Source organism: Chitinophaga polysaccharea, from assembly GCF_007829335.1.
Taxonomy (GTDB): domain Bacteria; phylum Bacteroidota; class Bacteroidia; order Chitinophagales; family Chitinophagaceae; genus Chitinophaga; species Chitinophaga polysaccharea_B.
Genome location: NZ_VIWO01000003.1, coordinates 210,158 through 236,730 on the forward strand (window position 1 = coordinate 210,158; position 26,573 = coordinate 236,730).

Annotated in this window: 23 protein-coding genes; 16 read left to right on the top strand and 7 right to left on the bottom strand. The window is 49.8% G+C overall.

The annotated features are described in order from the left end of the window. The first annotated feature begins 6 nt into the window (after positions 1-6). The 8 genes from FHW36_RS12510 (at position 7) to FHW36_RS12545 (ending at position 13,588) form a co-directional block, all read left to right on the top strand. Positions 7-1,641 carry a RagB/SusD family nutrient uptake outer membrane protein gene (locus FHW36_RS12510; protein WP_145668737.1) on the top strand — a complete coding sequence of 545 codons (1,635 nt, stop codon included), beginning with the start codon at positions 7-9 and terminating at the stop codon, positions 1,639-1,641. A 213-nt stretch (positions 1,642-1,854) separates the two neighbouring features. Next, positions 1,855-2,409, top strand: coding sequence for an RNA polymerase sigma factor (locus tag FHW36_RS12515; protein WP_145668763.1), 555 nt, complete (start codon positions 1,855-1,857; stop codon positions 2,407-2,409). 72 nt (positions 2,410-2,481) lie between these two features. Beyond that, positions 2,482-3,693: a FecR family protein gene (locus FHW36_RS12520; protein ID WP_145668776.1), complete on the top strand. Its 1,212-nt coding sequence runs from the start codon at positions 2,482-2,484 to the stop codon at positions 3,691-3,693. Positions 3,694-3,792: 99 nt separating this feature from the next. Further along, on the top strand, positions 3,793-7,416 hold the full coding sequence (locus tag FHW36_RS12525) for a SusC/RagA family TonB-linked outer membrane protein (RefSeq protein WP_145668789.1): 3,624 nt from the start codon (positions 3,793-3,795) through the stop codon (positions 7,414-7,416). An 11-nt stretch (positions 7,417-7,427) separates the two neighbouring features. After that, positions 7,428-8,900, top strand: a complete 1,473-nt coding sequence (locus tag FHW36_RS12530; RefSeq protein ID WP_145668803.1) for a RagB/SusD family nutrient uptake outer membrane protein — start codon at positions 7,428-7,430, stop codon at positions 8,898-8,900. A 21-nt stretch (positions 8,901-8,921) separates the two neighbouring features. Next, positions 8,922-9,770 (top strand): putative zinc-binding metallopeptidase, encoded by an 849-nt coding sequence (locus FHW36_RS12535; protein WP_145668816.1) that lies wholly within the window; start codon positions 8,922-8,924, stop codon positions 9,768-9,770. Positions 9,771-9,799: 29 nt separating this feature from the next. Further along, a complete protein-coding gene (locus FHW36_RS12540; protein ID WP_145668828.1) occupies positions 9,800-10,777 on the top strand; it encodes a hypothetical protein in 978 nt (325 codons plus the stop codon). 243 nt (positions 10,778-11,020) lie between these two features. After that, a complete protein-coding gene (locus FHW36_RS12545; RefSeq protein ID WP_145668842.1) occupies positions 11,021-13,588 on the top strand; it encodes a GH116 family glycosyl hydrolase in 2,568 nt (855 codons plus the stop codon). Here the strand turns inward: FHW36_RS12545 and FHW36_RS12550 are convergent, their stop codons facing one another. The 6 genes from FHW36_RS12550 to FHW36_RS12575 form a co-directional block, all read right to left on the bottom strand. Next, entirely contained in the window at positions 13,589-14,449 is an 861-nt protein-coding gene (locus tag FHW36_RS12550; RefSeq protein WP_145668856.1) for a fumarylacetoacetate hydrolase family protein, read from the bottom strand. Between the two features lie 6 nt (positions 14,450-14,455). After that, positions 14,456-15,688, bottom strand: a complete 1,233-nt coding sequence (locus tag FHW36_RS12555) for a DUF6786 family protein (RefSeq protein ID WP_145668869.1) — start codon at positions 15,686-15,688, stop codon at positions 14,456-14,458. A 23-nt stretch (positions 15,689-15,711) separates the two neighbouring features. After that, positions 15,712-16,494, bottom strand: a complete 783-nt coding sequence (locus tag FHW36_RS12560; RefSeq protein ID WP_145668880.1) for an L-fucose dehydrogenase — start codon at positions 16,492-16,494, stop codon at positions 15,712-15,714. Between the two features lie 9 nt (positions 16,495-16,503). Continuing rightward, positions 16,504-18,054, bottom strand: coding sequence for an aldehyde dehydrogenase (NADP(+)) (locus FHW36_RS12565; protein ID WP_145668890.1), 1,551 nt, complete (start codon positions 18,052-18,054; stop codon positions 16,504-16,506). 24 nt (positions 18,055-18,078) lie between these two features. After that, entirely contained in the window at positions 18,079-19,215 is a 1,137-nt protein-coding gene (locus tag FHW36_RS12570; protein ID WP_145668903.1) for a glycoside hydrolase family 172 protein, read from the bottom strand. Positions 19,216-19,302: 87 nt separating this feature from the next. After that, complete coding sequence (locus FHW36_RS12575) at positions 19,303-20,325, bottom strand: LacI family DNA-binding transcriptional regulator (RefSeq protein WP_145668916.1); 1,023 nt, start codon at positions 20,323-20,325, stop codon at positions 19,303-19,305. A 171-nt stretch (positions 20,326-20,496) separates the two neighbouring features. On the opposite strand from FHW36_RS12575, the gene FHW36_RS12580 reads away from it, so the two are divergent. The 8 genes from FHW36_RS12580 (at position 20,497) to FHW36_RS12610 (ending at position 24,947) form a co-directional block, all read left to right on the top strand. Beyond that, positions 20,497-20,850, top strand: coding sequence for a YciI family protein (locus FHW36_RS12580; protein WP_145668922.1), 354 nt, complete (start codon positions 20,497-20,499; stop codon positions 20,848-20,850). 53 nt (positions 20,851-20,903) lie between these two features. Then, a complete protein-coding gene (locus tag FHW36_RS12585) occupies positions 20,904-22,130 on the top strand; it encodes an RNA polymerase sigma factor (protein ID WP_145668925.1) in 1,227 nt (408 codons plus the stop codon). Between the two features lie 74 nt (positions 22,131-22,204). Continuing rightward, entirely contained in the window at positions 22,205-22,570 is a 366-nt protein-coding gene (locus FHW36_RS30700; RefSeq protein WP_222429062.1) for a flavin reductase family protein, read from the top strand. Then, on the top strand, positions 22,537-22,836 hold the full coding sequence (locus FHW36_RS30705; RefSeq protein WP_222429063.1) for a hypothetical protein: 300 nt from the start codon (positions 22,537-22,539) through the stop codon (positions 22,834-22,836). Before FHW36_RS30700 ends, FHW36_RS30705 begins: the two co-directional genes overlap by 34 nt. Before the next feature lie 37 nt (positions 22,837-22,873). After that, complete coding sequence (locus FHW36_RS12595) at positions 22,874-23,494, top strand: hypothetical protein (protein ID WP_145668928.1); 621 nt, start codon at positions 22,874-22,876, stop codon at positions 23,492-23,494. A gap of 26 nt (positions 23,495-23,520) precedes the next feature. Beyond that, positions 23,521-23,925, top strand: a complete 405-nt coding sequence (locus FHW36_RS12600; protein WP_145668931.1) for an NUDIX hydrolase — start codon at positions 23,521-23,523, stop codon at positions 23,923-23,925. 24 nt (positions 23,926-23,949) lie between these two features. After that, positions 23,950-24,495 (top strand): DinB family protein, encoded by a 546-nt coding sequence (locus FHW36_RS12605; RefSeq protein ID WP_145668933.1) that lies wholly within the window; start codon positions 23,950-23,952, stop codon positions 24,493-24,495. Next, positions 24,480-24,947, top strand: coding sequence for a CYTH domain-containing protein (locus FHW36_RS12610; RefSeq protein WP_145668936.1), 468 nt, complete (start codon positions 24,480-24,482; stop codon positions 24,945-24,947). Before FHW36_RS12605 ends, FHW36_RS12610 begins: the two co-directional genes overlap by 16 nt. A gap of 73 nt (positions 24,948-25,020) precedes the next feature. On the opposite strand, the gene FHW36_RS12615 is transcribed toward FHW36_RS12610, so the two are convergent. Further along, the gene (locus FHW36_RS12615) at positions 25,021-26,571 is read right to left on the bottom strand and encodes a RagB/SusD family nutrient uptake outer membrane protein (RefSeq protein ID WP_145668939.1); all 1,551 of its coding nucleotides are present in this window, start codon (positions 26,569-26,571) and stop codon (positions 25,021-25,023) included. Positions 26,572-26,573: the final 2 nt, after the last annotated feature.

The window sequence follows — 26,573 nt, forward strand, 5'->3', positions numbered from 1 at the left end:
CTGCACATGAAAATGCGCTTTAACATATATGCGTTACCGTTAGCGATGCTGATGATCGTAACGGGTATGGCCTGCACCAAATTAAAAGATAAGCCGTATACAACCATTATCTCCACGGAATTTAATCCTACTAAAGATGATATAGCGGCGCTGGTAGGCGCCGGATACTCGCAGTGGCGATTTATATTGCTCGACTGGAACGGCTTATGGCGTGCCCAGGAAGTAACAGCCGATCAGCTGGTGATTCCCAAACGTCCCTGGGGTTGGTTTGATGATGGCGTATACCAACGCTTACATCGCCATACCTGGACTACCGACGACGATGTGGTGAATCAAACCTGGTCGAGAACTTATGCGGGGATTACCAACTGTAACCGGATTATTTACCAGATCGAATCCGGCCTGATACCGGTAGGGGAGGCGAAGCCTGCTACGCTGGCAGAGCTGAAAGTGCTCAGGGCATCGTACTATGCCGTGTTGTGCGACTTTTATGGCAATGTTCCCCTGGTGACCCAGTTCGACTTGCCCATGGGATATCTGCCGAAACAGAACACCAGAAAAGAAGTATATGATTTCATTGTAAAAGAAATCACCGGCAATATTCAGTTGCTGAGCAGCGCCAACGATGTGAGCACCTATGGCAAGTACAACAAATGGGCGGCGTTTACCCTGCTGGCCAAGATGTACCTGAATGCCGGCGTGTATACCGGCACCCCGCAATGGGACAAATGCCTCAGTGCCTGCGACAGCGTTATCCACTCCAACGCCTATATCCTGGAGGCGGCGCAGAAAAATGTTTTTATAACCGAAAACCAGCACTCCAAAGAAATTGTGTTGGCCATCCCTATGGATGAAGATTATACCAATAACTGGAATGCCTTTGACCTGCACATGCAAACGCTGCAACAAGAAAACCAGGCCACCTATAACCTGAAAAATACGCCCTGGGGCGGTATTTGCGCTATCCCGCAGTTCATCAGCACCTTTGACCAGGCCGATGCCCGTTACCAGCGTAACTGGATCAAAGGGCAGCAATATACCTCCTCCGGGCAAATGCTGTATGTAGCGCAGGGCGATTTTGCCGGCAAGCCTTTGAGTTTCGTAAATGAACTGCCGGGGCTGGAGAAAGGCGAATCAGTACATGGATTCAGGCTAGGTAAGTTTGAAATAAAAATGGGTGCTTCTAACCGACTCAGTAACGACTTCCCGGTATTCCGTTATGCAGAGGTGCTGATGATGAAAGCAGAGAGCTTATTGCGCACCGGTAAAGCCGATGAAGCGGCGGCAATAGTGACACAGGTAAGGCAGCGGGATTTCATCAACGACCCGGCCAAAGCAGTAGTAACGGGTACGCAGCTGAAAGCCGGCAGCGTCTATGCTTACGGTATGAAAGACCAGGTAAATAACCAGTTTACCAACGAAGGCGGCGCCGATATTGAGTACGGCCGTTTCCTCGATGAACTGGGCTGGGAATTTGACCAGGAGGGCCACCGGCGCACAGACCTGATCCGGTTTGGCGTGTTTACCAAAAAGTCGTGGTTATCGCATGCGGTTACTAACAATAACAACAGGATCCTGTTCCCGATTCCCAGAACGGAAATACAGAAGAATGGCAACCTGACCCAGAATCCGGGGTATTAGAGATATCAGGAGACGGCTGCCCGGTGGGTATTTCTTCGTGCAACGGCGCGAAAAAATACCCACCGGGCAGCTTTTTTTATATGTATATTTATGCAAATAATGTCATTAAATCACCTATTTTCAATCAACTGAAATCAACAAGAAAACACCTATATCGTTGGCCAATAGGGATGTTACCCAAAACTGCTGTGTTTTAAAAAACGAGGAAATCATTTGTCTGTAGATGCCACACATATCAATAAGGAGCTGCTCCTGCGTATTGCCGGTGGAGATGAAAAAGCATTTACCCAACTGCTGATGGAGCATTCAGGGTTGCTGTACAGTTTTGTGCTGCGGCATACCGGGGTAAAGGAGGTAGCGGAAGAAATTGTACAGGATATCTTTACCCAAGTTTGGCAGACCCGGGAAACCCTGGCGGAAATCCGGAATTTCCGTACTTATTTGTACGTTATTTCCCGTAACCGTATACTCAATGAAATCAAGCGGCTGATGCGGGAGCGGAAGCGTCATGCCGAGTGGGTGCATGCCGCAGTGGGTGTACTGGAAGAAGATACTGCGATAATAGAGCAGCAATACAACCTGATAGAAGCGGCTATCCGGCGTTTACCTCCGCAACAAAAAAAAGTATGGACCCTTAACCGGCAGGAGGGAATGACCTACCAGCAGATAGCTGTGGCGATGAATATTTCCAGGGAAACCGTTAAAACCTATATCCAACATGCCAATGCAGCTATTACCCGGTACATTGCGAGTCACCCGGGTATATAATTTAAAATTTTTTTTCCTCCTTTACCCCCTTTTTCTGAGTCGCGTTGTCCTTATGTATAAAAATGTCCGATTTTGGAAGACTACCGTACCAGGTTAGCGCACCTGCATCATTTATGGTCCATACAATCCCTTTCTGTAGCGGAGCAGGAAGAGTATGTGGCGTTGCTGGAGCAATACGGTGAAGCGGAAGTGCTGGGAAATATGTTGGACGACAGCTGGGCTACTGCGCGGGATGGGGGAACGTTTACGGGATCGGACAAAGTTGCGCTGGCCCATCGTATTATTTCGGCGGCGCCACCGGAGCGATTGGCAGATACGCGGGTACACTTGCTGCGTCGTTGGCTGGCAGTCGCTGCGGTATTATTGCTGCTGGCATTGGTAGGCTGGCAGTATTATGTCTACACACATCGGGCTGCACCGATATTGGCGGTAACAGATATTGCGCCGGGTAACAACGGGGCTATTCTTACGCTGGGCGATGGTAGCCAGGTGGTATTGGATAGTTTGAGCGATGGGATAGTGGCCAAACAGCAAGGCATCAACGCGGTGATCAGCAAAGGTCAGCTGGCCTATGAGGCAACGATGGCCGGTCAGCGGGACGGAGAAGCAGTATATAATAAAATGTCGACGCCGAGGGGAAAACAGTTTCAGCTGATATTGCCCGATGGCACAAAAGTATGGCTGAATGCCGCTACCGCTATCCGGTATCCTACCGCATTTGCCGGTAATGAAAGAAGTGTGGAGGTAAGTGGAGAAGCTTATTTTGAAGTGGCCCCCGATAAATCCAAACCTTTCCGGGTACATTTCATATCGGCGGAAGGCCGCCGTCAGGGTACTGTACAAGCATTAGGGACCAGCTTCAACGTATGTGCCTACCAGGACGACCCGGCCGCCAGAATAACCCTGCTGGATGGCAAAGTATTGGTAACCCCGTCGCAGGGCGACAGTAAAGGCGCCATCCTGGTACCTGGTCAGCAAGCGGCCCTCATGAATAGCCAATTGGCGAATATGAAGGTGCAAACCGCCGATACCAGCCGCGTAATGGCCTGGAAGAATGGTATGCTCAACCTGCATAACATGGCCCTGGCAGAAGTGATGAAGCAAATATCAAGATGGTATAATATCGATGTCGTGTATGAAGGCAATATCCCGGATATTACCTTCTGGGGCGAGATCAGCAGATCAGAACACCTGTCAACTGTACTTGGCTTTATGGAAGAATCAGGCATTAAATTCAGCATCGGTGACGGAGGAAAGCAAATAATCGTCAAAAAGAGTAATTAAAATAGGTAGCATACCCCTGTTCCTGTGAAAGTCAGAAAGGTAGCTGTAGTTCCGTTACAACGGGGAGCGCAATTTTATCAATCAAAGTAAACCAAGTCTATGCACTTTACACCCTGCAAAGGTCGTCCCGGAAAGGAACGGCTAAGTAAGCTATTGCGGAAGCTGACTGCATTTGTCTTCCTCATTATGTGTTTACACATCAGCGTAAACGGTAGTACGCAGATCGTTTCCATTTCCGGAAAGAAAATACCCGTGGAAGAGGTATTTCTCACCATTAAGAAACAAACTGCTTATGCCGTTGTCTGTAAGTCGTCGGTGATAAAGGATATGAAGCCGGTAGACCTGAATGTAAAAGACATGCCGCTGCGCAACCTGATGGACCTGACCCTCAGAAACCAGGGGTTGCAATACACCATCGGTAAAAATTCCGTATTTATTTTCCCCGATTCGACGGCCGCAAAAAATGATGCTAAAAAAAACGAAAGAGAAGACGTTACCCGGCAGCAAGAACCCGTAACCGGTAAGGTGACTGATTCTACCGGTGCTCCCTTGCCTGGGGTGACTGTTTTCGTGAAAGGAAAATATAGCACCGCGGTAACCACCAGCAAAACCGGTAGCTTTTCCATCGCTGTTGCTGATGGAGATGTGCTGGTAATCTATAACCCCGGCTTTACGACCCGTGAAATTCCCGTAAGGAAAGGGCAAACACTACAGGTAATATTAAAAGTGCCGGAAAAATCGCTGAATGAGGTGATCATCACCGGTTTTCAACAGTTGAACAAGGAAACGTTTACCGGCGCCGTAGGCAAGGTAGATAAAGCCCTGCTGCAGCGTTCCGGCGTGGGTGATGTGTCGCGGATGCTGCAGGGTGCCGTGGCCGGTGTTAGCGTGGAAAACGTATCCTCCACCTTCGGCAGTACGCCAAAGATCAGGATCCGGGGAAGTGCCTCCATCAGCGCCAACCAGGAACCCCTATATGTGGTAGATGGCGTACCCGTTAGCTCTCCTGCCAATATACAACCCAACCAGTTATATTCCGGCGACCCCGCCGCCCTGCTCGGATCTGCCATTGCCGGCCTCAACCCTGCAGATATTGAAGATATCGCCATCCTGAAAGATGGATCCGCGACCTCCCTATATGGTACCCGCGCCGCCAACGGCGTGGTATCCATCACCACCAAAAAAGGGAAAAAAGGACAGATGACGGTCAACGCAGGAAGCGCCCTGACACTCGGCATCCGCCCCAACGTAGCTACCTTTAACCTCATGGACTCCAAGGAACAAATGGAGCTTTCCAGTGAGCTTTACCGCTATGGTTATCTTTCGGTATTAAACTATCCCAGCACCACCGGCGCCTTTACAGATATCTATAATCAATATACCCAGCGTAACATTACCCAGGCCCAGGCCAACGAATTGCTGAATAAAGCCCGCGCGGTGAATACCGACTGGTTTAAGGTATTGTTCAGGAACAACCTGGTGCAGGAGCATAACCTCTCTATCGGTGGCGGTAGTGAAAAAGCAACTTACTTCCTGTCTGGCAGCTACCTGCACGACGATGGACAGGCAAAGGGATATAATACCAACCGCTATACCGCTAACTTCCGTACAGTGATTAACGTTACCAAGAAGCTGGACTTGGACTTTATCACCAACTTCACCTACCGGGATCAACTCACCCCGGGAACGTTTAATAGCAGTACCCGTAATGGCCAGTCGTCCCGTAACTTCGACCTCAACCCATTCAGTTATGCGGTCAATACCAGCCGCGCCATGGTGCCTTACGATGAAAACGGCAACTACAAATATTACCTGCGTGATTTTGCTCCCTTCAACGTACTGAATGAGCTGCATGAAAATTTCAATACGCTCAGCAGCACGGATATCAGAACGGCGTTGAAGCTGACGTATAAGATCATCCCCGGGCTCACCTATGAAACGTTGATGTCGGCCCGGAAAACGAGCGCAGATCTGAGCCACGTGATGACCGAAAGATCCAATGTGGCGGCCGCTTACCGGGTAGCCTCCCCACTGTCGATCGCTAACCTCAATACCTTGCTGTATAAGGATCCGAACGATCCTAACGCCATACCACAAACGATTTTACCCACAGGCGGTATCCTCGATCAGCAAACCGCCCGGGGAAGTTTCTTAACGATGCGGCACGCGTTAAACTGGAACCATGCTTTTAATCGCCTTCATGTTGTCAACGTATTTGGCGGCTTTGAAATAGGCAGCGACAAAGTGAACACTACCACCACCCGCGGATGGGGATACCAGTATTATGCCGGTAAAATTATTTCCCCCAGCCCGCTGGCATTAAGAGCGGCCATTGAAAAGAATGAACCGTATTATACCGAAACATTTACCCGGGAAAATAAAACGGCCTTCTTCCTCAATACCAACTACGTATTCGACGAAAAATATATCGTAGACCTGGCCGCCAGGGTTGATGGCAGCAACCTGTTTGGTTCTGCCACCAAAACCCGGTTCCTGCCTAACTACAGTATCGGGCTGGCCTGGAACGTAAGCCGCGAGAAATTTATGGAGCAGCTGAACAGCGCGGGCAAAATAGATTTCCTGAAAGTAAGAGGTAGCTATGCTTTGCGTGGGAACGCCTGGCAAAGTTCTCCTGCGTTAAATGCCAAATACCAAAACTATTATCGCGGCGATCCTAACTATGATGAGTTAGGCATCAACATCCTCTCCCCGGAATTATATAACCTCAACTGGGAGAAAGATTATACCACCAGTGTGGGTATTGACGTAGGGGTGTTCAACAAAATTACCCTGACAGCAGAATATTATAACCGCGCCAACAAAGACCTGGTGGCATCCAGGAACGTATCCTATGAGGACGGCTTCCCCACCAAAACGATCAACTGGGCCAGCATGACCAATAAAGGGATAGATGTTACCCTGGGGATTAAAGACATTGTACGTACGCGGGATTTTCACTGGAACTTCAATGTCCTGGTGGGACAGGTGAAGAACCGGTTAACACAGGGTGTTTTTTCACCGTTGTTAACCCAGAAAACATCGCCAACAGGTTATGGAGAGGTGGGCAGGCCACTCAACGGTTTATACGCCTACCGTTTTGCCGGCTTGGATAATATGGGGCAACCCCTGTTTTACGGAGCCAAAAATAACAAGTACAGTAACATCGTGTTGTCTTCGCAGGATGACTCACTGATTGCATACCAGGGTTCCCGTGATCCAACCGTAACCGGCTCTTTTACCAACAGTTTCAATTACAAATCATTTGAGTTGCGGGTTTTCTTTACCTATAGCTTTGGCAACAAAGTGTTCAGAAACCCCATCGTTAGCAGCACTTACGACGACAACCTGGCTACCCAGAAAGATGTGGCCGCCCGCTGGCGTATTCCCGGCGATGAGAAGATCACCAATATCCCTGGGCTGGTATCCAATATCCAGGATGCCTATAACCAGGCTGCTTTTATTCAGCGGGAGTTTGCGTACAACAGGAGCGACCTGATGGTGGTGAATGCCGCCGTGCTCCGGTTGAGTGAAGTGACTTTGTCGTACGACTTTGTACCGAAGAAAGCAAGCCCGTTGAAAATGGCGCGTTTGTCGCTCGCTGCCAACAACCTTTATTTCTGGGCCGACAGGGACTTACGTGGAGTGGATCCGCAAAGCATTATTTCGGGTGTCAATCTCCCTAACCCTACTTCTTATACACTCAGATTAAACGCCCAATTTTAAAATATTCAGCTATGGTAAAGACAGCTCTGAAAATAAGCAACCTGGCGATGTTATTGTTGCTCTTCTGTGTGGGAATGACAGGTTGTAAGAAGTTTACAGAAGAGGCATATGATAACCGGGCGCAAATAGAATCGGCCGATCAGTATGCCAAAGTATTGGTAAATGCCTACCCGGTAAGACATGACCTGTTTACAGATATTCTTACCGACGACTATGACTTTCATGCGCAGCTGGCGCAGGCCTCTAATATCAGTGCCTACCTGCCCATGTATTTATGGAAAGATGATTACCCGGATAACATTAATACCGGACCGGCAGTGGCTTACGCTGGGTTCTATTCAAAAATATACTATGCCAATTTAGTCACAGAAGGTATTGATGCCGCTACCGGTTCCCCGGAACAGAAAGCGGCGGTAAAAGGAGAGGCCCTGCTGATCCGTGCCTATTGTCATTTTATATTGGTGAACCTTTTCGGGCAACACTACAATACGGCCACGGCTGCCAAAGACCTGGGTATACCGTTGGTGACTGAAATCAATAAAGGCAATATTAATTTCTATCATCGCAATACGGTGAAGCAGGTATACGACCAGGTAGAAAAAGATGCTACCGATGGCCTCGCGTTGTTGCAAAAAGGAGGTAGTTACGTGCCCGCTAATCCTTACCATTTTTCCATAGCCAGCGCTAATGCTTTCCTTTCCCGTATCAAGCTATATAAGGGAGAATGGGATGAATCAGTGAAATATGCAGATGCCGTGATAGCAGAAAAAGGGCGTATCGTCCGGAATCTGGCGGCTGATCTCGTTTTCCAGCAATCCAATGGCTTACCTTTTTTTGCGGCAAGGTATATGGACCCGGCCTCTCATCCAAATTTGTTGATGTTGTCTTATGTAACTAACCTGTCGCCCATTACCCCAACCGGCTTTTCTATCTGTGGTTTTTTCCCCAGCGATTCTATCGTTCCGCTGTATCAGCCGGCGGGCACCAGCGATCTGAGAAGAAGGGTGTTTACCGCAGTAGGTACGGTGATTGACCGGCGGCTGATCGCTATCAAGTATGGTACGCAGCCTAACAGTCCCAATAACACGCCCATTAAAACGCCTTACTTCAGCATGGAAGAGGTATTGCTCAATCATGCAGAAGCCTTGCTGAGAAGCACTAACGGTAATGCTGTTGCCGGCGCGCTGGCCGACGTGGAAGCTATCCGTAAGGAAAGATACGTACCCTATATGTCATTAGATCCGGCTATCACGAAACAGGCGTTACTGGATATCATATTGCTGGAGAGAAGGAAGGAATTTGTAAACGAAGGATTGCGTTGGTATGATGTAAAAAGGCTGGGATTAAGAGTGGAGCATCGCACCTCCAGGGGCGGCCCTCCGGCAGATGTACTGAATGCCAGCGATCTGCGAAAGGCTTTGCAGATACCACGTTTGGAACAGGAACGGAATGTACCTATCGCCTCCGAATTAAATCCCAGATAACCACCTGCAAACTTTTTTATTATGAAACAAGTAATCAAATTATCTGTCATAACTGCGTTGATCAGCCTGATCTGTTTCTCTTGTGTGAAAGACAAGCAGCCGGCGATCAACGATACCATCGATTATTTTCCCAGGGGGGCGCTGAGAAACGGGTTGGACAGCCTCATAGACACCATCCAGCAAAAATATGGGTTGCGGGTTATTTACAAGTTCGAACCGAGGGTGATTGATCCGACTACTTTTTTTGTGCCGGCCAAATATGATAAAGCCAAGCCCTATACGAAAATAGTGGTGGAGAAAATGTGGCTGGAACCGATCAGCATCTATGCGCCAGAATTTTCCAAGCACCAGATACCCATCGAATTCCTGACGGTAGGAACAGGTATCCACTTTAACTCGCTGAACTCAGGACCCGCTGCAGGCGCAGGATTGAACGCCCAATATTACCGGTTAGGTATGGGAGATGTAGATAATTACGCGTTGGACCGGGGTTGGATAAGGGATCATATCTGCACAGTATACCACGAACATGCGCATCAGCTGGATCAGAAGTTTGGGCGCCCGGTAGGATACGACCAGGTATCACAAGGGACTTATTACGACTTACAGTTCCAGTATAAAACAGATGAACAGGCTAATCAGGACGGATTTTTTACTGCTTACGGGGGATATTTACCGGAAGAAGATTTTGCCACTACGGTAGAAACCATGATCCGCTTGCCTAAGTCGGAAGTGCTCCGCATTGCCGCCATCAACCCAAAGCTGGAAAAGAAGTATAAGATGGTCAATGCTTTTTACCTGAGTAAAGGTATTGACCTGCACCTGATGAAGGTAAAGCTGGATTCCACCGTGATGGCGCTGGTACCCTAACGTATTTAATGACATTAAAAAAAGGGAAAATGAAAACTACATATCAACTCCTGATAGCCCTGGCAATGGTGACAAGTATGGTGGGGTGTACAAAATATGAAAAGGATTTTAACCTGGATGAATTGTCGGCCAAACAGGACCGGCTCAATACACAAATTTTGCAACGGCTGGCAGATGCGCCCAATGGCTGGGTGATATACGTGCCTAACCCGGATACGGCGGTGCTGAGTGCTACGCCTATCATCCTGAAGTTTGATACGGCCAGCCGTACCTACACTTCCAAATCGCCATTCCCGGTATCCAATGCCACCACGCCCACTTTGTTTGATGTGAGCAGTGCTACCGGCGCCCCGTTGCTGAGCTTTGCCAGCGGCAGTGTGTTCTCCGGCTGGAACGAATCGGGCGGTATCAGCGATTTCTTTTTTAAAGTATTGAACGTAGGCCAGGATACCATCGATATACAACCTTATCGTAAGGGGCAGACTTACCAGTCGGAAGGCGGTATTCCCATGAAGATGATCCGTTTGAAAGCGCCTATCACCTGGTTTGATAATCCCTTCAACCTGCGTTCGCTGTTGCTGTCAGGAGCATCGCCTTTCCAGAAGAGCAGCATCAACGTATTGCAGTTGACCTACCAGAATGGATCGGCGCCCAGTTCTCTCAGTATGGCCTTCTTCGCCATGGGCCCCGATGACCTGGCATTCCTGAACGCCTATGTACCATTTAACCGGGATATGAAAATGTATCCTGCAGCGGTGGCGGTAAACGGAGATCCGGATTATTTCAGTTTGTATCACCTGGGTAATAACAGCTTTTTCTCGCATGTAGACAATGGATTTTCTCCCGGCTGGCTGTTTATCGACTTACCACGGGCTATTATCAAGAAATTGAAAACCGATCACCTGATCGTACGGGCAGTGAGTAATGATCGCGCTAAGGTAACGGTGTTTGCCGTAGACAAAAATGGGAATGAAGTGATTACGGGCTTGCTGGAAGCGAGACCGTAAGCGATTGTCATTTCCTATAAAGCAGGTGTTCCCTTTAATGGGGACACCTGCTTTATTTTTTTTATTTCTCCCCCAAAAGCATTGCTTACTAACGATGAATTATCTATTTTTATATAGATTAGCTTAAACGATTAAGCATTTTGTTGCCCATATTCACAAACAGGTGTTCCCGTTATGGGCTATGTAACCAGGATTGGCGCATGAAAACGACCGACCCGGTAGCCGTCTCAAAAAAACATGCGTATGAAAAAAGATAACAACCGGCGTTCTTTCCTGAAAAATATAGCCATTGCCTCTTTCGGTGTAACAGCGCTGCCTTCAGTAGCCGGAGCAGCCAATCTGCCTGTTGACGAGGAGAAAGAGTATAATAAGACAGCGGAAACCCGGCGCAGGTTCAACGACGTTTATGCCGGGAAATATAATAACCGGGCGGCGTTTCCTATTGGCGGCATTGGCGCTGGCATGTTTTGCCTGGAAGGTACCGGCGCGATCTCTCATTTATCGGTGCGCCATAATCCGGAAATGTTTCATGAACCGGCCATGTTTGCCGCCATCAGCTTGAAAGGTACGCCCGGCCTGGCCCGGGTGTTGGAAGGCCCGGTACCCGACTGGAAGAAATTCGGACAGCGGGATGCTGGCCTGGGAGGTACTGGTGGCGCTACCTGGGGACTGCCCCGGTTTAAAACGGCTACGCTGCAGGCCCGCTTTCCTTTTGCACATATTACACTCGCCGACCCACAACTGCCATTGCAAGTAAGCATAAAAGGGTGGAGTCCTTTTATTCCCACAGATGAAGATCACGCCAGCATGCCTGTTGGCGGACTGGAATACCAGTTTACCAACAAAAGCCACCAGGAGGAAGAATATGTCTTCTCTTACAACACCCGGAACTTTATGCGCCAGGGCGACGCTGGTAATGCCATAAAACCCTATGCCAACGGATTTATATTATCACAGGCCGCCGTAGCAGATGCGCCGGAGAAGCAAGGACATTTTGCTATCTATACCAGCGAGCCCAATACCGTGGTGGATCATTGCTGGTTTCGCGGCAACTGGTTCGATCCGCTCACCATGGTATGGAATACGCTGAAAGAGGGTAATACCCGCAACACGCCACCCGTAGCGCAGGATGCACCCGGCGCATCCCTGTTTGTGCCTTTCCGCCTGCAACCCGGTGAAAAGAAAACTATTCGCGTGATGATGGCCTGGTATGTACCGGATTCTAAATTGCGTATAGGCGATACTGTGGGTAATCAACCAGGCGCACCTGCTTATTATAAGCCCTGGTACAGCAGCCGGTTCGATAGCATACAGGCGGTGGCAGATTACTGGGCACAGCATTACAATACCCTTCAGGAAAACACCCAACGCTTTACTGATACTTTTTATAACAGCTCTTTGCCGCCGGAGGTACTGGAAGCGGTGGCGGCTAATCTTACTATCCTGAAATCGGCTACCGTTATGCGCCAGCACGATGGACGTTTCTGGTGCTGGGAAGGCTCCGGCGACAGCTGGGGAAGCTGTCACGGCACCTGCACCCACGTATGGAATTATGCGCAGGCGGTACCTCACCTCTTTCCCGCATTGGAAAGAAGCTTGCGCAACACGGAGTTCAACGAGAATCAAAATGCGGAAGGCCACCAGGGTTTCCGCGCCAATCTGCCCATCTCTCCGCTGGTGCATAATTTTCATTCCGCAGCAGATGGACAGCTGGGTGGGATTATGAAAATATACCGCGACTGGCGCATCAGCGGTGACTACGACTGGCTGAAGAAAATGTATCCGCTCATAAAAGTGAGCATGGACTACTGTATCCGTACCTGGGACCCCGAAGGAAAAGGACTGGTGGAAGAACCACATCACAATACCTACGACATTGAGTTCTGGGGACCTACCAGCATGTGTACCAGTTTTTACCTGGGTGCATTGCAGGCCATCATGCACATGGGTACCTTCCTGCACCAGGATATATCGGCTTACAGCAGTCTTTATCAGAAGGGGAAACAGGCATTGGAAACTACCTTATACAACGGTGAATTTTTTATACAGCAAATTAAGTGGACCGGCTTAAAAGCGCCCGACCCGGTAAAGGCACAGTCGTTCGGTACACAATATGCGGAAGAAGCGCTGGTGTTGCTGAAAAAAGAAGGCCCCAAATACCAGTATGGCGAGGGTTGCCTGTCCGACGGCATACTGGGGGCCTGGATAGCCCGGGTATGTGGCCTGGAAGAGCCTGTTGATGCCGCCAAAACCAAAAGTCATTTGCTGGCGGTACACAAATACAACTTGAAGAAAGATTTGAGCACCCATGTAAACCCGCAACGCTCCACCTATGCGCTGGGAGGGGAGGGCGGCTTGTTACTGTGTTCCTGGCCTAAAGGAGGCATGTTGTCGCTTCCCTTTGTATATAGCAATGAAGTGTGGACCGGTATCGAATACCAGGTGGCTGCTCACCTGATGTTTCATGGCGAAGTGGAAAAAGGGTTAGAGATTGTACGTGCCTGTCGCCAGCGATACGACGGCACGGTGCGTAATCCTTTCAATGAGTACGAGTGCGGGCATTGGTATGCGAGGGCCATGTCGAGCTACGGGTTATTACAGGGGCTGACCGGCGTGCGTTACGACGCTGTGGATCAGGCATTGTATATCGATTCCCGGATAGGCGATTTCACCAGTTTTATTTCCACGAATACAGGTTTTGGTACGGTGAATTGGAAGAAGGGTGTTCCTTCGCTGAAGGTGGCATATGGTACTATACCTGCCACGCACGCCGTGGTGGCAGGTAAGAAAATGTCTTTGCAATTGGTATAACTATCCGCGCAGCGTTTGGATGTTGTTGACCAGTTGACCAATATGATCGATACTGATTTCAACGCGGTCGTGATCCTGCAGGGTGAAGTCGTTGCCAGGTACCAGGCAGGTGCCGGTCATCAGGTAACAACCGGTAGGGAAAGCACAGCCTTTAAAGAGAAAGCGGACTAGCTCTTCATGGCTGCGCTTCATTTGACTGATAGGTACGTTGTCGTTGTATTGCAACTGTTCCTGCCGGTAAATCGACATGCTGATCGTGGTATTGGCCGGGATGGGCTGGTCGGGCACCATCAGGCAGGGGCCAAGTCCGGCGCATTTTTCATATACTTTTGCCTGCGGCAGATACAACGGATTTTCTCCTTCAATACTGCGGGAGCTCATATCGTTGCCTATCGTATAGCCTTCCACGGTACCCTGGCTGCTTACAAATAGAGTAAGCTCCGGCTCGGGTACATCCCAGGTAGAATCTTCCCGGATATATAAAGTTTGCTGATGGCCGGAAACGCGGTGGGGGGTGGCTTTAAAGAAGAGCTCCGGACGTTCGGCCACATATACTTTATCATAAAAGGTGGCGCCACCGGATATTTCCGATTCTTCCATGCGGGCGGTGCGACTGCGATAGTAGGTAACACCGGCAGCCCATACTTCCTGCGATCCGATAGGCGCCTGCAAATCGTGTGCGAGTACCGTTGCTGCAACATCCCTGGAGATAGGCGTACGGCTGCTGATATCCGCGAGCACGTGCTGGTATAATCCTGGTCTGTTTACATATTGATCCCAGGCGGCATTAATGGAGTAGTATTGCTCCTGGTGCACTACCAGGAGGAACTGAGATGTTTTATAAATATGGAGGATATCCATGTGTGTTTATTTGCTGGTGAGAAAATGTTGAACTTCTTCCAACGGCAGCTGCCACAGTTGTTGTGCCATTGCCTGTAGTGCCTCCCGGCTCCCTTCGAAGTGCATAGTTACTTGTTTATAGGTCATGGCTTCGCCAGGTGTTAAGGCCCTGGCATCGGAAGAAGATTCCACTTCATAGAAAGGTCCCATTTGTGTGCCATCGGCCAGGGGACCATCATTGTAGCAGTTCACCGCATCGCCTTTAAACGGTTCCTGTTGCAGTTCCCATTTAGCGTTCACATAACGTCCCTGTGGTACTACTTCATAAAATAGTACGGTGAGTGTATTGTTGGCCAGGTCAATACTGCCGGCGCCTTTTTTAGCCACAAGTGGAGAGAGTCCCAGTTTGCCGCGTGATTTGCCATTGGCGCGCAGCAACAGCAGGCTGTCTTTTACCTGTAAGTTAGCGGGGCCTATTTTACCAAAATAGTCATCGGTGATATGTTTTTGAGCATCGGGGATATGCCTGAAAGGTGCTATCACAGCGGTTTGGTCCGACGGTTTAAACATGCCGAGCAGCCATATGCTCAGCAGACCGCTTTGTTCCTGCCAGGCGCTATCGCTTTTGTTGGTGAGTGTGTTGGTGGTTTCATAAGCCACGCTGTGCATGCCTGCCGGCAAAGCAAAACCCAGTGTGGTGTTGATCTCCTGGTTGTTGAGCAGGCGGATAGTGCGACTGATATGGAGGTGGAAATGGGTGCCGGAATAATTTTGCAGGGCGCCCTCTTGCTGGTAGGTGATAGCGGTATCGGATTGCGTGGTAACGGTATAGTGCGCGGTGTCTATCAATCCGGGTGTTTGCCAGTTAGCAAAATCAAAGGGCTTTCCCGGCGGAAAGAAAAGGGCGTATTGTCCTCCTTCCGGCCCAAGCCAGAAGCGTTCCTCGCCGCCGAATGCATTGATATGGGGCGCATATTTTCCGGAAGCTACCAGGTGATAGTTGATCCAACCGAAGCTTTTACCGCTGTTACTGCCGGTGGTGCTGGTCATTACACGGGCCTGGTAGTCGCCGGTTATGACTACACGGCCGCTGTCACCGGCGTGTTTTAATACTACTACGTTTTGCAGGTGTTGTTGCAGGAAAGCCACGTCTTCGTTGAAGTTGCCGGGAGTGGTGGCCTGTTGCGCCGTGTTTTTTGTTCCGCTGTTACAGGCGGCCAATCCTGCAGCGAGGCAACTGGAAAGGAGGATAGATTTCATATCGGTGGAATTGAGGTGAATGTTTATATCAGCGCCCTGTCGAGATGTACATAGCCACCGTCTACATGTATCAGTTGCCCGGTGGTATGGCTCGATTTCTCTGACAACAGGAACGCGGTGGTTTGTGCAATTTCTTCCGGGTGCGTCATGCGTTTACCGAAGGGAATGTTGGCCACGATGCTGGCCAGTTTGGCTTCTTTATCCGGGAAGGTATTGATCCAGCTTTCATACAGCGGTGTCCATGATTCTGCCACGATGATGGCGTTGACGCGGATGCCGAAGGAGCGAAGCTCTACTGCCCATTCCCGGGTGAGCGCATTGCGGCCACCGTTGGCAGCGGCATAAGCGGAAGTTTTGCCCTGGCCTGTTTCAGCGGTTTTAGAACTGATGTTTACGATAGCGCCTTTGCTGGCAATCAGGAAAGGGAGTGCATGATGTGCCATCAGGTAGTAGTGTACCAGGTTGCGGTGGAGGGATTGCATAAACCCTTCGTAGGAGCCTGTTTTAAGCCCTACGCCGTCATTAATGCCGGCATTGTTCACCAGTCCGTCGATCCTGCCAAATTGGGCGGCCACGGCGGCAATGGCCTGTTCACAGGCAGCAGGGTCGGTGAGTTCCGCTACCACCTGTGCAGCTTTCCCACCGGCTTGCTGAATATGTTGCAGGTGCGCCTGGTTATCGGCTTCACTGCGGCCAATGATAATGGGGATGGCGCCTTCCTGCGCCAGTATGCTGGTAATAGCGGCACCTATGCCTTTGGCGCCGCCAGTAACGAGGATGATTTTATCTTTCAGACCAAGGTCCATAGCTGATTATTATGTGTTTGAAAAATGACCGTCTACCAATCGCCATATCCCCAAAGGATTGCTGTCCTGCAATTCCGGTGGCAATAGCGATGCGGGGAATCCCTGGAAGCATACCGGCCGGCAGAAGCGGTAAATAGCGGCAGTGCCTACAGATGTGCCGGCAGCGGGTGTGGTGGCAGGCCAGGGGCCTCCATGTACCATGGCGTGGTTAACGGCAACGCCTGTAGGAAAACCATTGATAATGATCCGGCCTGCCTTCTCCCGTAAGATATCTATCAGGGGAGCATGTGCGGCCAGCTCTGTTTCCGTACCGTGAATGGTAACGGTGAGCTGTCCCTCCAGTCGCTGTGCCAGCAAGTATAGTTCTTCCATATTAGTGGCTTGTATATGCAGGGAGGAAGGCCCGAATACTTCATGACAGAGCGTGGGGTTTTCAAGCGCCTGGGCCACAGATACCTGTAACAGGCAGGGACTGCCCTGGTGTGGGTTGGCAGGTGCTTTTCCGAGTACGAGTGCGCCTTGCCGGGTCAATTGCTCCACACCACTGGTATAGGCTTCCAGTATGCCTGGCGTAAGCATATACCCGCCGGCGGCGGTGGCAATGCCTTGTTGCAACGCTTGTACAAAGGTACTGGCGTCGTCTTTAGCGGTGATGAACATACCGGGATTAGTGCAAAATTGTCCAACGCCCTGCGTCACGGATTGCAGGAATTGTTGTGCCAGTTCGGCTCCTTTTTCCTGCAAAATTCCCGGGAGAAAGAAAACAGGGTTCACGCTGCCCATTTCTGCATACACCGGGATGGGCGTAGTTCTTCGTGTAGCCGTTTCATATAGTGCTTTACCACCCCGGAAAGAGCCGGTAAATGCAATGGCCGACAGCAGGGGATGTGCGGCGAGGTATTGCCCCGTTTCATGAGAGGTGCCATGCAGCATGGAAAATACCCCTTCGGGCATTTGCGTGTTGAGCGCGGCCTTACGGATGGCAGTGGCTACCAGGTGAGAGGTATGCGGATGCGCGGGATGTGCTTTAAACACCACCGTACAACCGGCGGCCAGCGCAGCGGTAGTATCGCCGCCCGCTACCGAAAAGGCGAGCGGAAAATTGCTGGCGCCAAAGATGCCGATTACGCCAATGGGTATTTGCAGTTGGCGGATATCGGGTTGGGTGTTGATCCGGGCGTTGACCCAGGAACCTTCGGTAATGGTGTCGGCAAATAATTGCAGCTGCCCGGTGGTGCGGTCTCTTTCGCCCTGGAGTCGCGCTACGGGTAGCCCGCTTTCGGCAGCCGCCACCTGGATCAGTTCATCGCCCAAAGCCATGATTTCTGCTGCAATGGCTTGCAGGAAGGCAGCGCGCCGGGTGGCGGGCAGCTTTTTGTAATGTGGAAAGGCTTTGGCCGCCAGGGTGAGGGCGGCATCCATTTCGCCGGCGGTGGCTTCCCGGAATTCGGTGGGCAGCCATTGTTGCTGTACCGGGTCAAAGGCCCGGAAGGTGTGGTCGCCTTCTCCGGAAAAACTGGTGCCGATCAATTGTAATCCTGTTAACATAGTTCTGCTCATCGTCCGGTAGTTTATGCGTATACGTTAGTTTACTTCCAAATCATTTTTTGCCGGTAGCGCCGGGAAGGGGGCATGTGGTTCGCGCTGGTACCAGAATACTACGCTGCTGATATCCGATTGCTGTGGCAGATACCGTCCGCCGCTGCGCCAGCCCAGGTCTTGTATGGTAACCTTCAGCTCTTTTTCGAAGCGGATAGGATCCATAATATGCCAGCGGTATAAGCCGAAACGTTGCTGGGATTTATAAAGTCCATCGGGGCGGATTACCTGGTGCAGACCGGTGTAGGGTGTATTGAATTCCTGGTAATGCCCTTTGTTATCAAAGTTGTAGGAACCGCAGAAATAGTCTTCCGTACCGGTACCGCAGATAGTAGGGGCCTGGCGGTCGCCATCCAGGAAGAATTTGATTTCGCCTTCTCCCCACCAGCCATTGTTGTTAACGCCCCAGGCGAGGTAGGTGCCTACGTACTGGCCTTTTCCTTTCACGCCATCTATCATGGTAAACTCCGCGCCTTTTACCGGGTTATTACGACGGAATTGCGCATGGAAATAGCCGGCATCTTCCGGCACCTGGGTAAGGGTGTAGTCTACCTGGTAGTAGAGGGTCATTCTTTCGGTATTGATATTTTCCATGGTGATTTTGCACTTCTTGCGGAAGGGCATGGCCCAGTAGCAGTTGAAGGCACTACCCGGGTTTACGCATACGGCAAGGGAACTAAGCGGAGCATATTCTCCCCAGCCCATTCCAAAAAAATCACCTACAGGCACTTCTACGGAAGGGGTGGATTCATCGTCCCAGTAAATACGGAGAATAGCATAACGCCAGTTGCCGGTGGGCGTCATCCAGATATGCTGAATAGCGCCGGGGCCGCTCATTTCGGCCAGGGTAAAGGTTTTTCCGGCTTCGATGTTGATGAACGGATTCACTTTCCATCCTTGTCCCAACTCCCTGGCGGCATTTTTTGCGGTGCCCTGGTCTACCGGTGTGATGCCGCCTTTGCCGGGCTCGCCGGTCGGGTTTTCCGGGCTGATAGAGCGGGTTTTAGCATCAGATAAACGGAACAGGTTACCCATGTTCATATCCAGGCCATTAAAAGGTTGTTGTGCATAGATGGCCGCGCTGACACAAACGGTAAGAACAAGCAGCAATAGTTTTTTCATTTTACGTGGTATTAGATCACAGTGAGTAATAAGCTTTAACGTTTAAGCATGGGCATAACACTACACGGGTTCCTGTCTGGTGGCTGGTTAGCGGCGTTTGCCACAGGATTTTCTGACTACCAGCGTGGTATCGATACAAATATGTTCTATGCCTTTATGCGGTTGATTAATTTGTTCCAACAGTACCCGCACGGCGGCTTTACCCATTTCGGGGATAGGTTGCCGTACAAAGGTAACGGGACAGTAGAACAGGTCCAGCGCATCCGTTTCATCGAACGTGATGATGGCCAGTTCATCGGGGATACGGATACCCCGTTCATTGATATATTTCAACCCCTCTATGGCCAGGCTGTTGGTGGCAAAGAAGATGGCGTCGGCGCGATGGCGGCTGTTGAGCAGCTGATCGATGGCCAGTTGCATATCTTCTTTGAGATGCGAATAGCGGGCAGTTTTCAGCAGGCTGCGGCCGGCGCTATATCCATGTGTCTGCAAGGCCTCCTGGTAGCCGCGTTTGCGCTCACTGATATGATGCAGGGTCGTTTTATACGCAATCATGCCTATCCGCTGCCTGCCTTTACGGATCAGGTGCTCCACCGCTTTCTTAGCCCCCTGGTAATTATCCACCGTAATGTGGCTGGCAGTTATGTCCGGAAAAAAACGGTCGATCAGTACAAAGGGAATATTTTGCGCCTGCAGTTGCCGGAGCTGTTGCTCCGACCCTTCGGCAGGAGTAATGATCAATCCATCTACCTGCCGGTTCAACAACACATTTACCAGGTCGCCCGACTTAGCGGCATTTTCATCAGAGCTGCCAAAAATAACGGTGTAATTATTCCGCTTGGCTTCATCTTCAATGGTCCGGGCAATATTGCCGAAGAATGGGTTGGAAATATCCGCTACGATCAATCCAATGGTAAAAGAACGCCCGCTCTTCAGGCTGCGGGCAATATAATTGGGCTGATAGTTCAGCTTCCGGGCAATTTCCCGGATCTTCTTCGCAATTTCTTCTCCTACCCGGGCCTCTTTTTCTTTGTTGGTCAGCACATAAGATACCAGGGCAGTAGATACGCCCGCTGCGGTTGCAATATCTTTTAGTGAGACTTTCTTCATTAGTTAAAAATATGCTTAAACGTTTAAGGATGCAAGTTTTTTGGAAAATTTTCTACCTTCCCCTTACAAATACTTATACGGCTGCGGCCGGCGGCCGAAAAAAAATCCAATGCCTTGTCCAATCCGTCCAAAACCATTTGTTATACAGGTATAACATTAAAACGTACAACAATGCAAGAGTTTATCCTGATTTTCAGACACGAAGACGGCCATAAGATAGCCTCTCCGGAACAAAACCAGATATGGATGAAACAAACCATGGATTGGATCGGCGGTATCGCCGCACAAAACAAATTTGTAGGCGGTAATGGCCTTCCTTTTGCAGATGCCCGGGTGGTACATGCCAATAGAACCGTGACCAACGGCCCTTTTGGCGAAATAAAGGAAACCATTGGAGGCTACATTATCGTAAAAGCTGGTTCTGTGGAAGAAGCTGTGGAGTTTGCAAAGGGCTGCCCCATTTTGCAGGGCGACGGTAATACGGTGGAGGTACGGCAGATCGCTAAAGGTGACGGCGTACATTAAAAGAGAAGTTAGTCCCGGTAGCAAGGTTACCGGGACTGTTTTATTTTTATGTCATGGAACAACCCGCCTTAATACCACATTTATTCAGGACAGAATTTCGAAAGATCACTGCGGTGCTCTGCAAGGCTTTCGGAATAGAAAACATCGCCGTAGCGGAAGATATCGCAGGCGAAACGTTTTTATCTGCCCTGGAAGTATGGCCCTATAAGGGTATTCCGGAGAACCCGGTAGCCTGGTTGTACCTGGTGGCAAAAAATAAAACCAGGAATTATCTTTTACGTAACCAGCACTTTGCAGAAAAAATAGCCCCGCAGATGAAGGCCGCGGCAACCGACAGTGAACAGCTGGATATCAATCTCTCGGAAAAAAATATTACAGACAGCCAGCTACAGATGTTGTTTGCTATCTGTCACCCCGCTATCCCGGTGGAAGCCCAGATAGGATTGGCCCTTCGCATCCTCTGTGGTTTTGGGATTCCTGAAATTGCCACCGCTTTTTTAACGAACAAGGAAGTTATCAATAAAAGGTTATTCCGGGCAAAAGAGAAGTTAAGAGAAGAGAAAATTCCCATCGAGTTCCCCGCACCAACGGAAATCAATCAACGCCTCGATGCGGTGCTCACTACTTTGTACCTGCTGTTTAATGAAGGCTACTACTCGGAAAGCCAGGACGCTGTACTACGGGAAGACCTTTGCCTGGAAGCGATGCGGCTCACCTATTTATTGATTGAATACGAAGCCACCAACCAGCCAGAAGTGAATGCGCTGTTTGCTTTGATGTGTTTTCATGCTTCCCGGTTTGAAGCCCGTAAAAGCGACAATGGGGAAATTATACTGTACCACGACCAGGACGAAACCCGCTGGAACCAGGAATTAATAGGCCGTGGAGCATGGTTCCTGCACCGGGCTTCGGAGGGACAACGGCTTTCCCGTTATCATCTCGAAGCGGCGATAGCTTACTGGAGCACACAAAAAAATGATACGCCCGAAAAATGGGAACAGGTGCTGCAACTCTACAACCGCCTGCTCCAGGTAGCTTATTCTCCTATTGCCGCGCTCAACAGAACCTATGCACTCGCTAAGGTACACGGCGCCGCCATTGCTATTACCGAAGCGGAAAAATTGAAGCTGGAAAACAATCACTTTTATTTTGCCCTGCTGGGAGAACTGTATAGCAGTACTAACCCCAATAAGGCCCGCGAGCATTTTCAACGGGCTTACCAGCTGGCAATAACGGACACGGATAAACGGACTATGCAGCGGAAGATAGATGTGCTATAAGCCGGTACATCTCCGCAAGAAACGGGTTGTGTACCCCCGGTGCAAACGTCACCTTTACTGTAAAAACAGACGTTATGCATGTAGTCAGTGAACCGGCTATCCTCTATTTCGGAACACCGGTCGTATTAATCAGCACCCTCAATGAAGATGGATCAGCTAACCTTGCGCCCATGTCATCGGCATTCTGGCTGGGACAACAATGTGTATTGGGACTGGGAGCCTCATCCAAAACGACCGAAAACCTGTTGCGCACCCGCAGCTGTGTACTCAACCTCCCTTCGGTAAAGGAAGTGGCCGGCGTAAACCGCCTGGCACTCACCACTGGTACTAACCCGGTTCCGGAACGGAAACAGCAAAGAGGCTACCGGTTTGAACCCCATAAATTCGAAACAGCTGGTTTTACACATTGCCTGCCGACAAAGTACCTGCACCCCGTGTAGCAGAATGCCCCGTACACCTCGAAGCCACAGTGTCGGCAGTACATTCCCTGGGCGCCACGCAAAGTATATGCATCTTCCACCTGGATATTATCCGGGTGCACCTCCACCCCAGTATCGGGATGGATGGGCATCCTAACCGCGTAGATCCGGATAAATGGCGGCCCTTGCTCATGAGCTTTCAGCAACTGTACGGGTTAGGGGAGAGATTGGAAGAATCAGTATTGGCACAAATCCCCGAACACCTGTACGCCGTTTCGAAACGGTAAAACTTTCTTACATTCAATAGGATAAAATGTGATGGGTATGTTACAAAACAGGGTAGACCCATTCGGCTACCTCATTAAAACCAGTGCCCGCGGCGGCTGGATGGGCAATCGGGGCATATTGCACGATGAGCAGCAACATATTTGCCGGGCATATAAATCCACCGCCTGGATCACCTGCGTACTGCAATTCAAAAACCGCAAAAGAACGGTGATGACGCCCGGTCGCTATACAGAATTATTTTTCCTGGATGAAGCCACCGCCTTCTCCGCAGGGCATCGTCCCTGCTTTGAATGCAGGCGCTCCGCTTACCAGCATTTTAAATCCTGCTGGCTGGCGGGTAATCCCCAATATGGATTTACCGCGGAAGTATCGATACAGGAAATAGATAAAATTTTACACCAGGAAAGGATCAACCGAACGAAGGAAAAAGTCACCTATGAAGACACTTTTGGTCAACTGCCGGATGGCGCTTTTATCGTCATAAACGAACAGCCCTGCCTGGTATTCCGGCAGATGGCTTATCCCTGGTCGCCTTTCGGTTATGGTGCACCTATAGCCATCAGCCCTAACGAAACAGGAACCGTGTTAACGCCGGCTTCCATCATCCGGGCTTTCAAGGCTGGATATATTCCCGAAATAATACTTCCAGTCATTTAAACAGGTAGCTTTCTTATTTTTACACCATGAAACATATAGATTGTGCGGGCCTGATTGTGATAAAAAACCGTCGGCTATTGCTCGCCTATAGTAATAATAAAGGCGCCTGGTATTTGCCGGGAGGAAAAGTAGATCCGGGAGAAACAGCGGTGGCAGCCCTGCAACGGGAAATTAATGAAGAGCTGAATATCCATTTGCCGGCAGATAGCCTGCAATGGTATTACTTCATTACGGCTCCTGCTTTTGGTGAGGATAACCTGGAAATGAGACAACATTGTTTTTTGCATGAGCTGGAACAGGAGCCTGTTCCTTCTGCTGAAATCGGCGCCCTGCGTTACTTTACACCTGCCAGCTATCAAATGGAAGCCCACCAGGTAGCAGGAGTGTTAATGGCTTTCGACAAACTGCGTGACGACGGATTAGTAGATTAAATTCATGAATTTTGATACCATTGCATGATATCACACCAGCTATTACTACAGCGTTTTAATGACACCATTGATCAATGGATGGCTTTCCTGGACCACTACTCCCTGGAACAATTGTTGCAGTCGCCGGCGCCAGGAGCCTGGTCATTGGGACAGCTATACATGCACCTCATCGACGATACTACATATCATATCGAACAAATGAAGGCCGCCTTACTGGCTACCGGGAACAGCGATAAAGAGATGCATCCTGATGCCAAAGCTATTTTCGCACAAGAGGGATTTCCCGATGTGTTGATAACCGGTCCGGCTACTTACGACAGCGTACCGCAGCCGGTGGACAGAGTTGTACTGTTACAGGGATTGGAGCAGGTAAAGCGCGAAGTACAACAACTATTATCGGCTACCGATATTATACAATCCCGGGGCAAAACCATGCACCCCGGATTACATTTCTTTAGCGCAGCAGAATGGTTACAGTTTACCACCATGCATATGCAACATCATCTGCGGCAAAAAGCACGAATAGATCGCCTCATCAATAAAAATAACCAGGAATGGGACAGGAAATAGAAAGGAAGTTTTTGGTAAACGCAACGCAATGGCAGCAGGCAGAAAAGCCTGTGGGAGAACATTACAGGCAGGGATACCTGCTGCTGGACCCGCATAAAACGATCCGGGTGCGCCTCACACCCACCAAGGGTTTTTTGACCATCAAGGGGAAGACTACCGGCGCTACCCGGGCAGAATTTGAATATGAAATACCGATGGACGAAGCCAGCGCTTTGTTAGACCAGTTTGCGATCGCTGAGCTGTCGAAGATCAGGTATACCCTTACCTACAAGGATAAAGTTTGGGAGATAGATGAATTCCTGGGGGACAATGCCGGTTTGATCGTGGCAGAGATAGAGCTGAAAAGCGAAGATGAATCTTTTGAACGACCAGTGTGGGTATCGGAAGAAGTGACGGCAGATGCCCGGTATTATAATGCCAATCTGACAACGATGCCTTATAACAAATGGTAGATTACATGACAGTTGTATAAAACAAATGGGAGTAACACATTCAGCGTTACTCCCATTTGTTTTATACGTGATATTAATATCCTGAATTCTGTATCAACACAGGGGCATTTCTATCTATCTCCGTTTGCGGAATAGGCCAGAAATCATACTGGGGCAGATACTTGGTTTTGATAGTGGGCTGTAGCGGATTAGGCACAAATCCATTCAGTTTCTGGGCAGCAATTCCCCACCTTCTCAGGTCGAAGTAGCGGAGTCCTTCCAGGGCAAATTCCACTCTTCTTTCATGCCGGATCTTGGCTCGCATCTGGGTTTGCGACAAGCCCGCTGGTAAGTCGGGCATATTGCTGCGGTTTCTCACCAGTTTAATAGCGGAATACACGGAGGCGTCAGGACCAGCCACTTCATTCTGGGCTTCGGCATACATGAGCAACACGTCGGCAAAACGCAGCAATACAAAATCATTATCATCAATGGTACCATAGTCAGGGTCTACGAGGGAAGGGTCCAGCCATTTCTTTACCGCATAGTAGCCGGTGGTCCAGCTGTCTTTACCCGGGGTGGCAATGGCTAAGGCGCCGGTAAATGGCCAGCCTTGTGCTTTGGTATCGCCGGGGAAGAAGAAAGTCTGGCGCATACGCGGATCACGGTGTTCGTATGGTTTGCCAGGTACATACACCGCAGAGGAAGCGGTATCTTTGCCATCAGCGGCTTCGTATTCGTTGATTAGATCCTGGGTGCCTTGTTCTCCCTTCCAGCGTTGCAGGTTCACGGAAATGGCCACATCCTGGTGCAGGATATTGGGACGCAGGTACTTCACGGAAAACATGATCTCCTTACTGTTATTCTGATCAGGCTTATAGAAGTTGCCGGCATAGCTGGGATTCAGCGAATATTTGTTGCCGGTAATGATTTGCTGCGCCAGTGCCGCTGCAGCAGCATAGTTTTTCTGGAAAAGCAATACCCGTACTTTATATCCCTGGGCAGTGCTCTTTACAGCATGTCCGTTACCATAGGCATCGTCAGGCAGGGCGGCAATAGCTGCATCAAGGTCGGTCAGCACTTGCTTCAGCACGGCATCACGATCTGATTTTGCCCGGCTGGATTTATAGTCGAGGCTGAATGGGTCTTCTGTTACTATTACGGTATTACCATAAAGTTGTGCCAGCCAGAAGTAGTTGAATGCCCGCAGGAAATAAGCTTCTCCCTTGTATTGGGTAAGTTTGTCACCACTCAGCACTTTGTCTACGTTAGCGAGGAAGCTATTCACAGAGGCAATAGCCTGGTAACAGTTGGTATAATACGATAATACAAAATCGCCCGACTGTGGCGTAATACCCCCGGTCAGTGCATCGAGGCCACCGCCGTAGTTGTATTGCCCATAGGAATCATCTGTAAAGTTATCCCAGGCAAATACCGTGTATTGGGAGGTAGCATACCCACCACTGCTGGCGTATAAGGTATTATACAAACCGGTGAGTGCCTTATCGGCATCATCGGGCGTTTTCCAGAACAGGGAGGAGGCCAGCTTATCCGGCGGCGTTACATCGAGCACATTTTTACCACAGCCGCTGCCTATGATCATCGCTATTCCTACTAATATTAATAACTGCTGATATTTTTTCATAA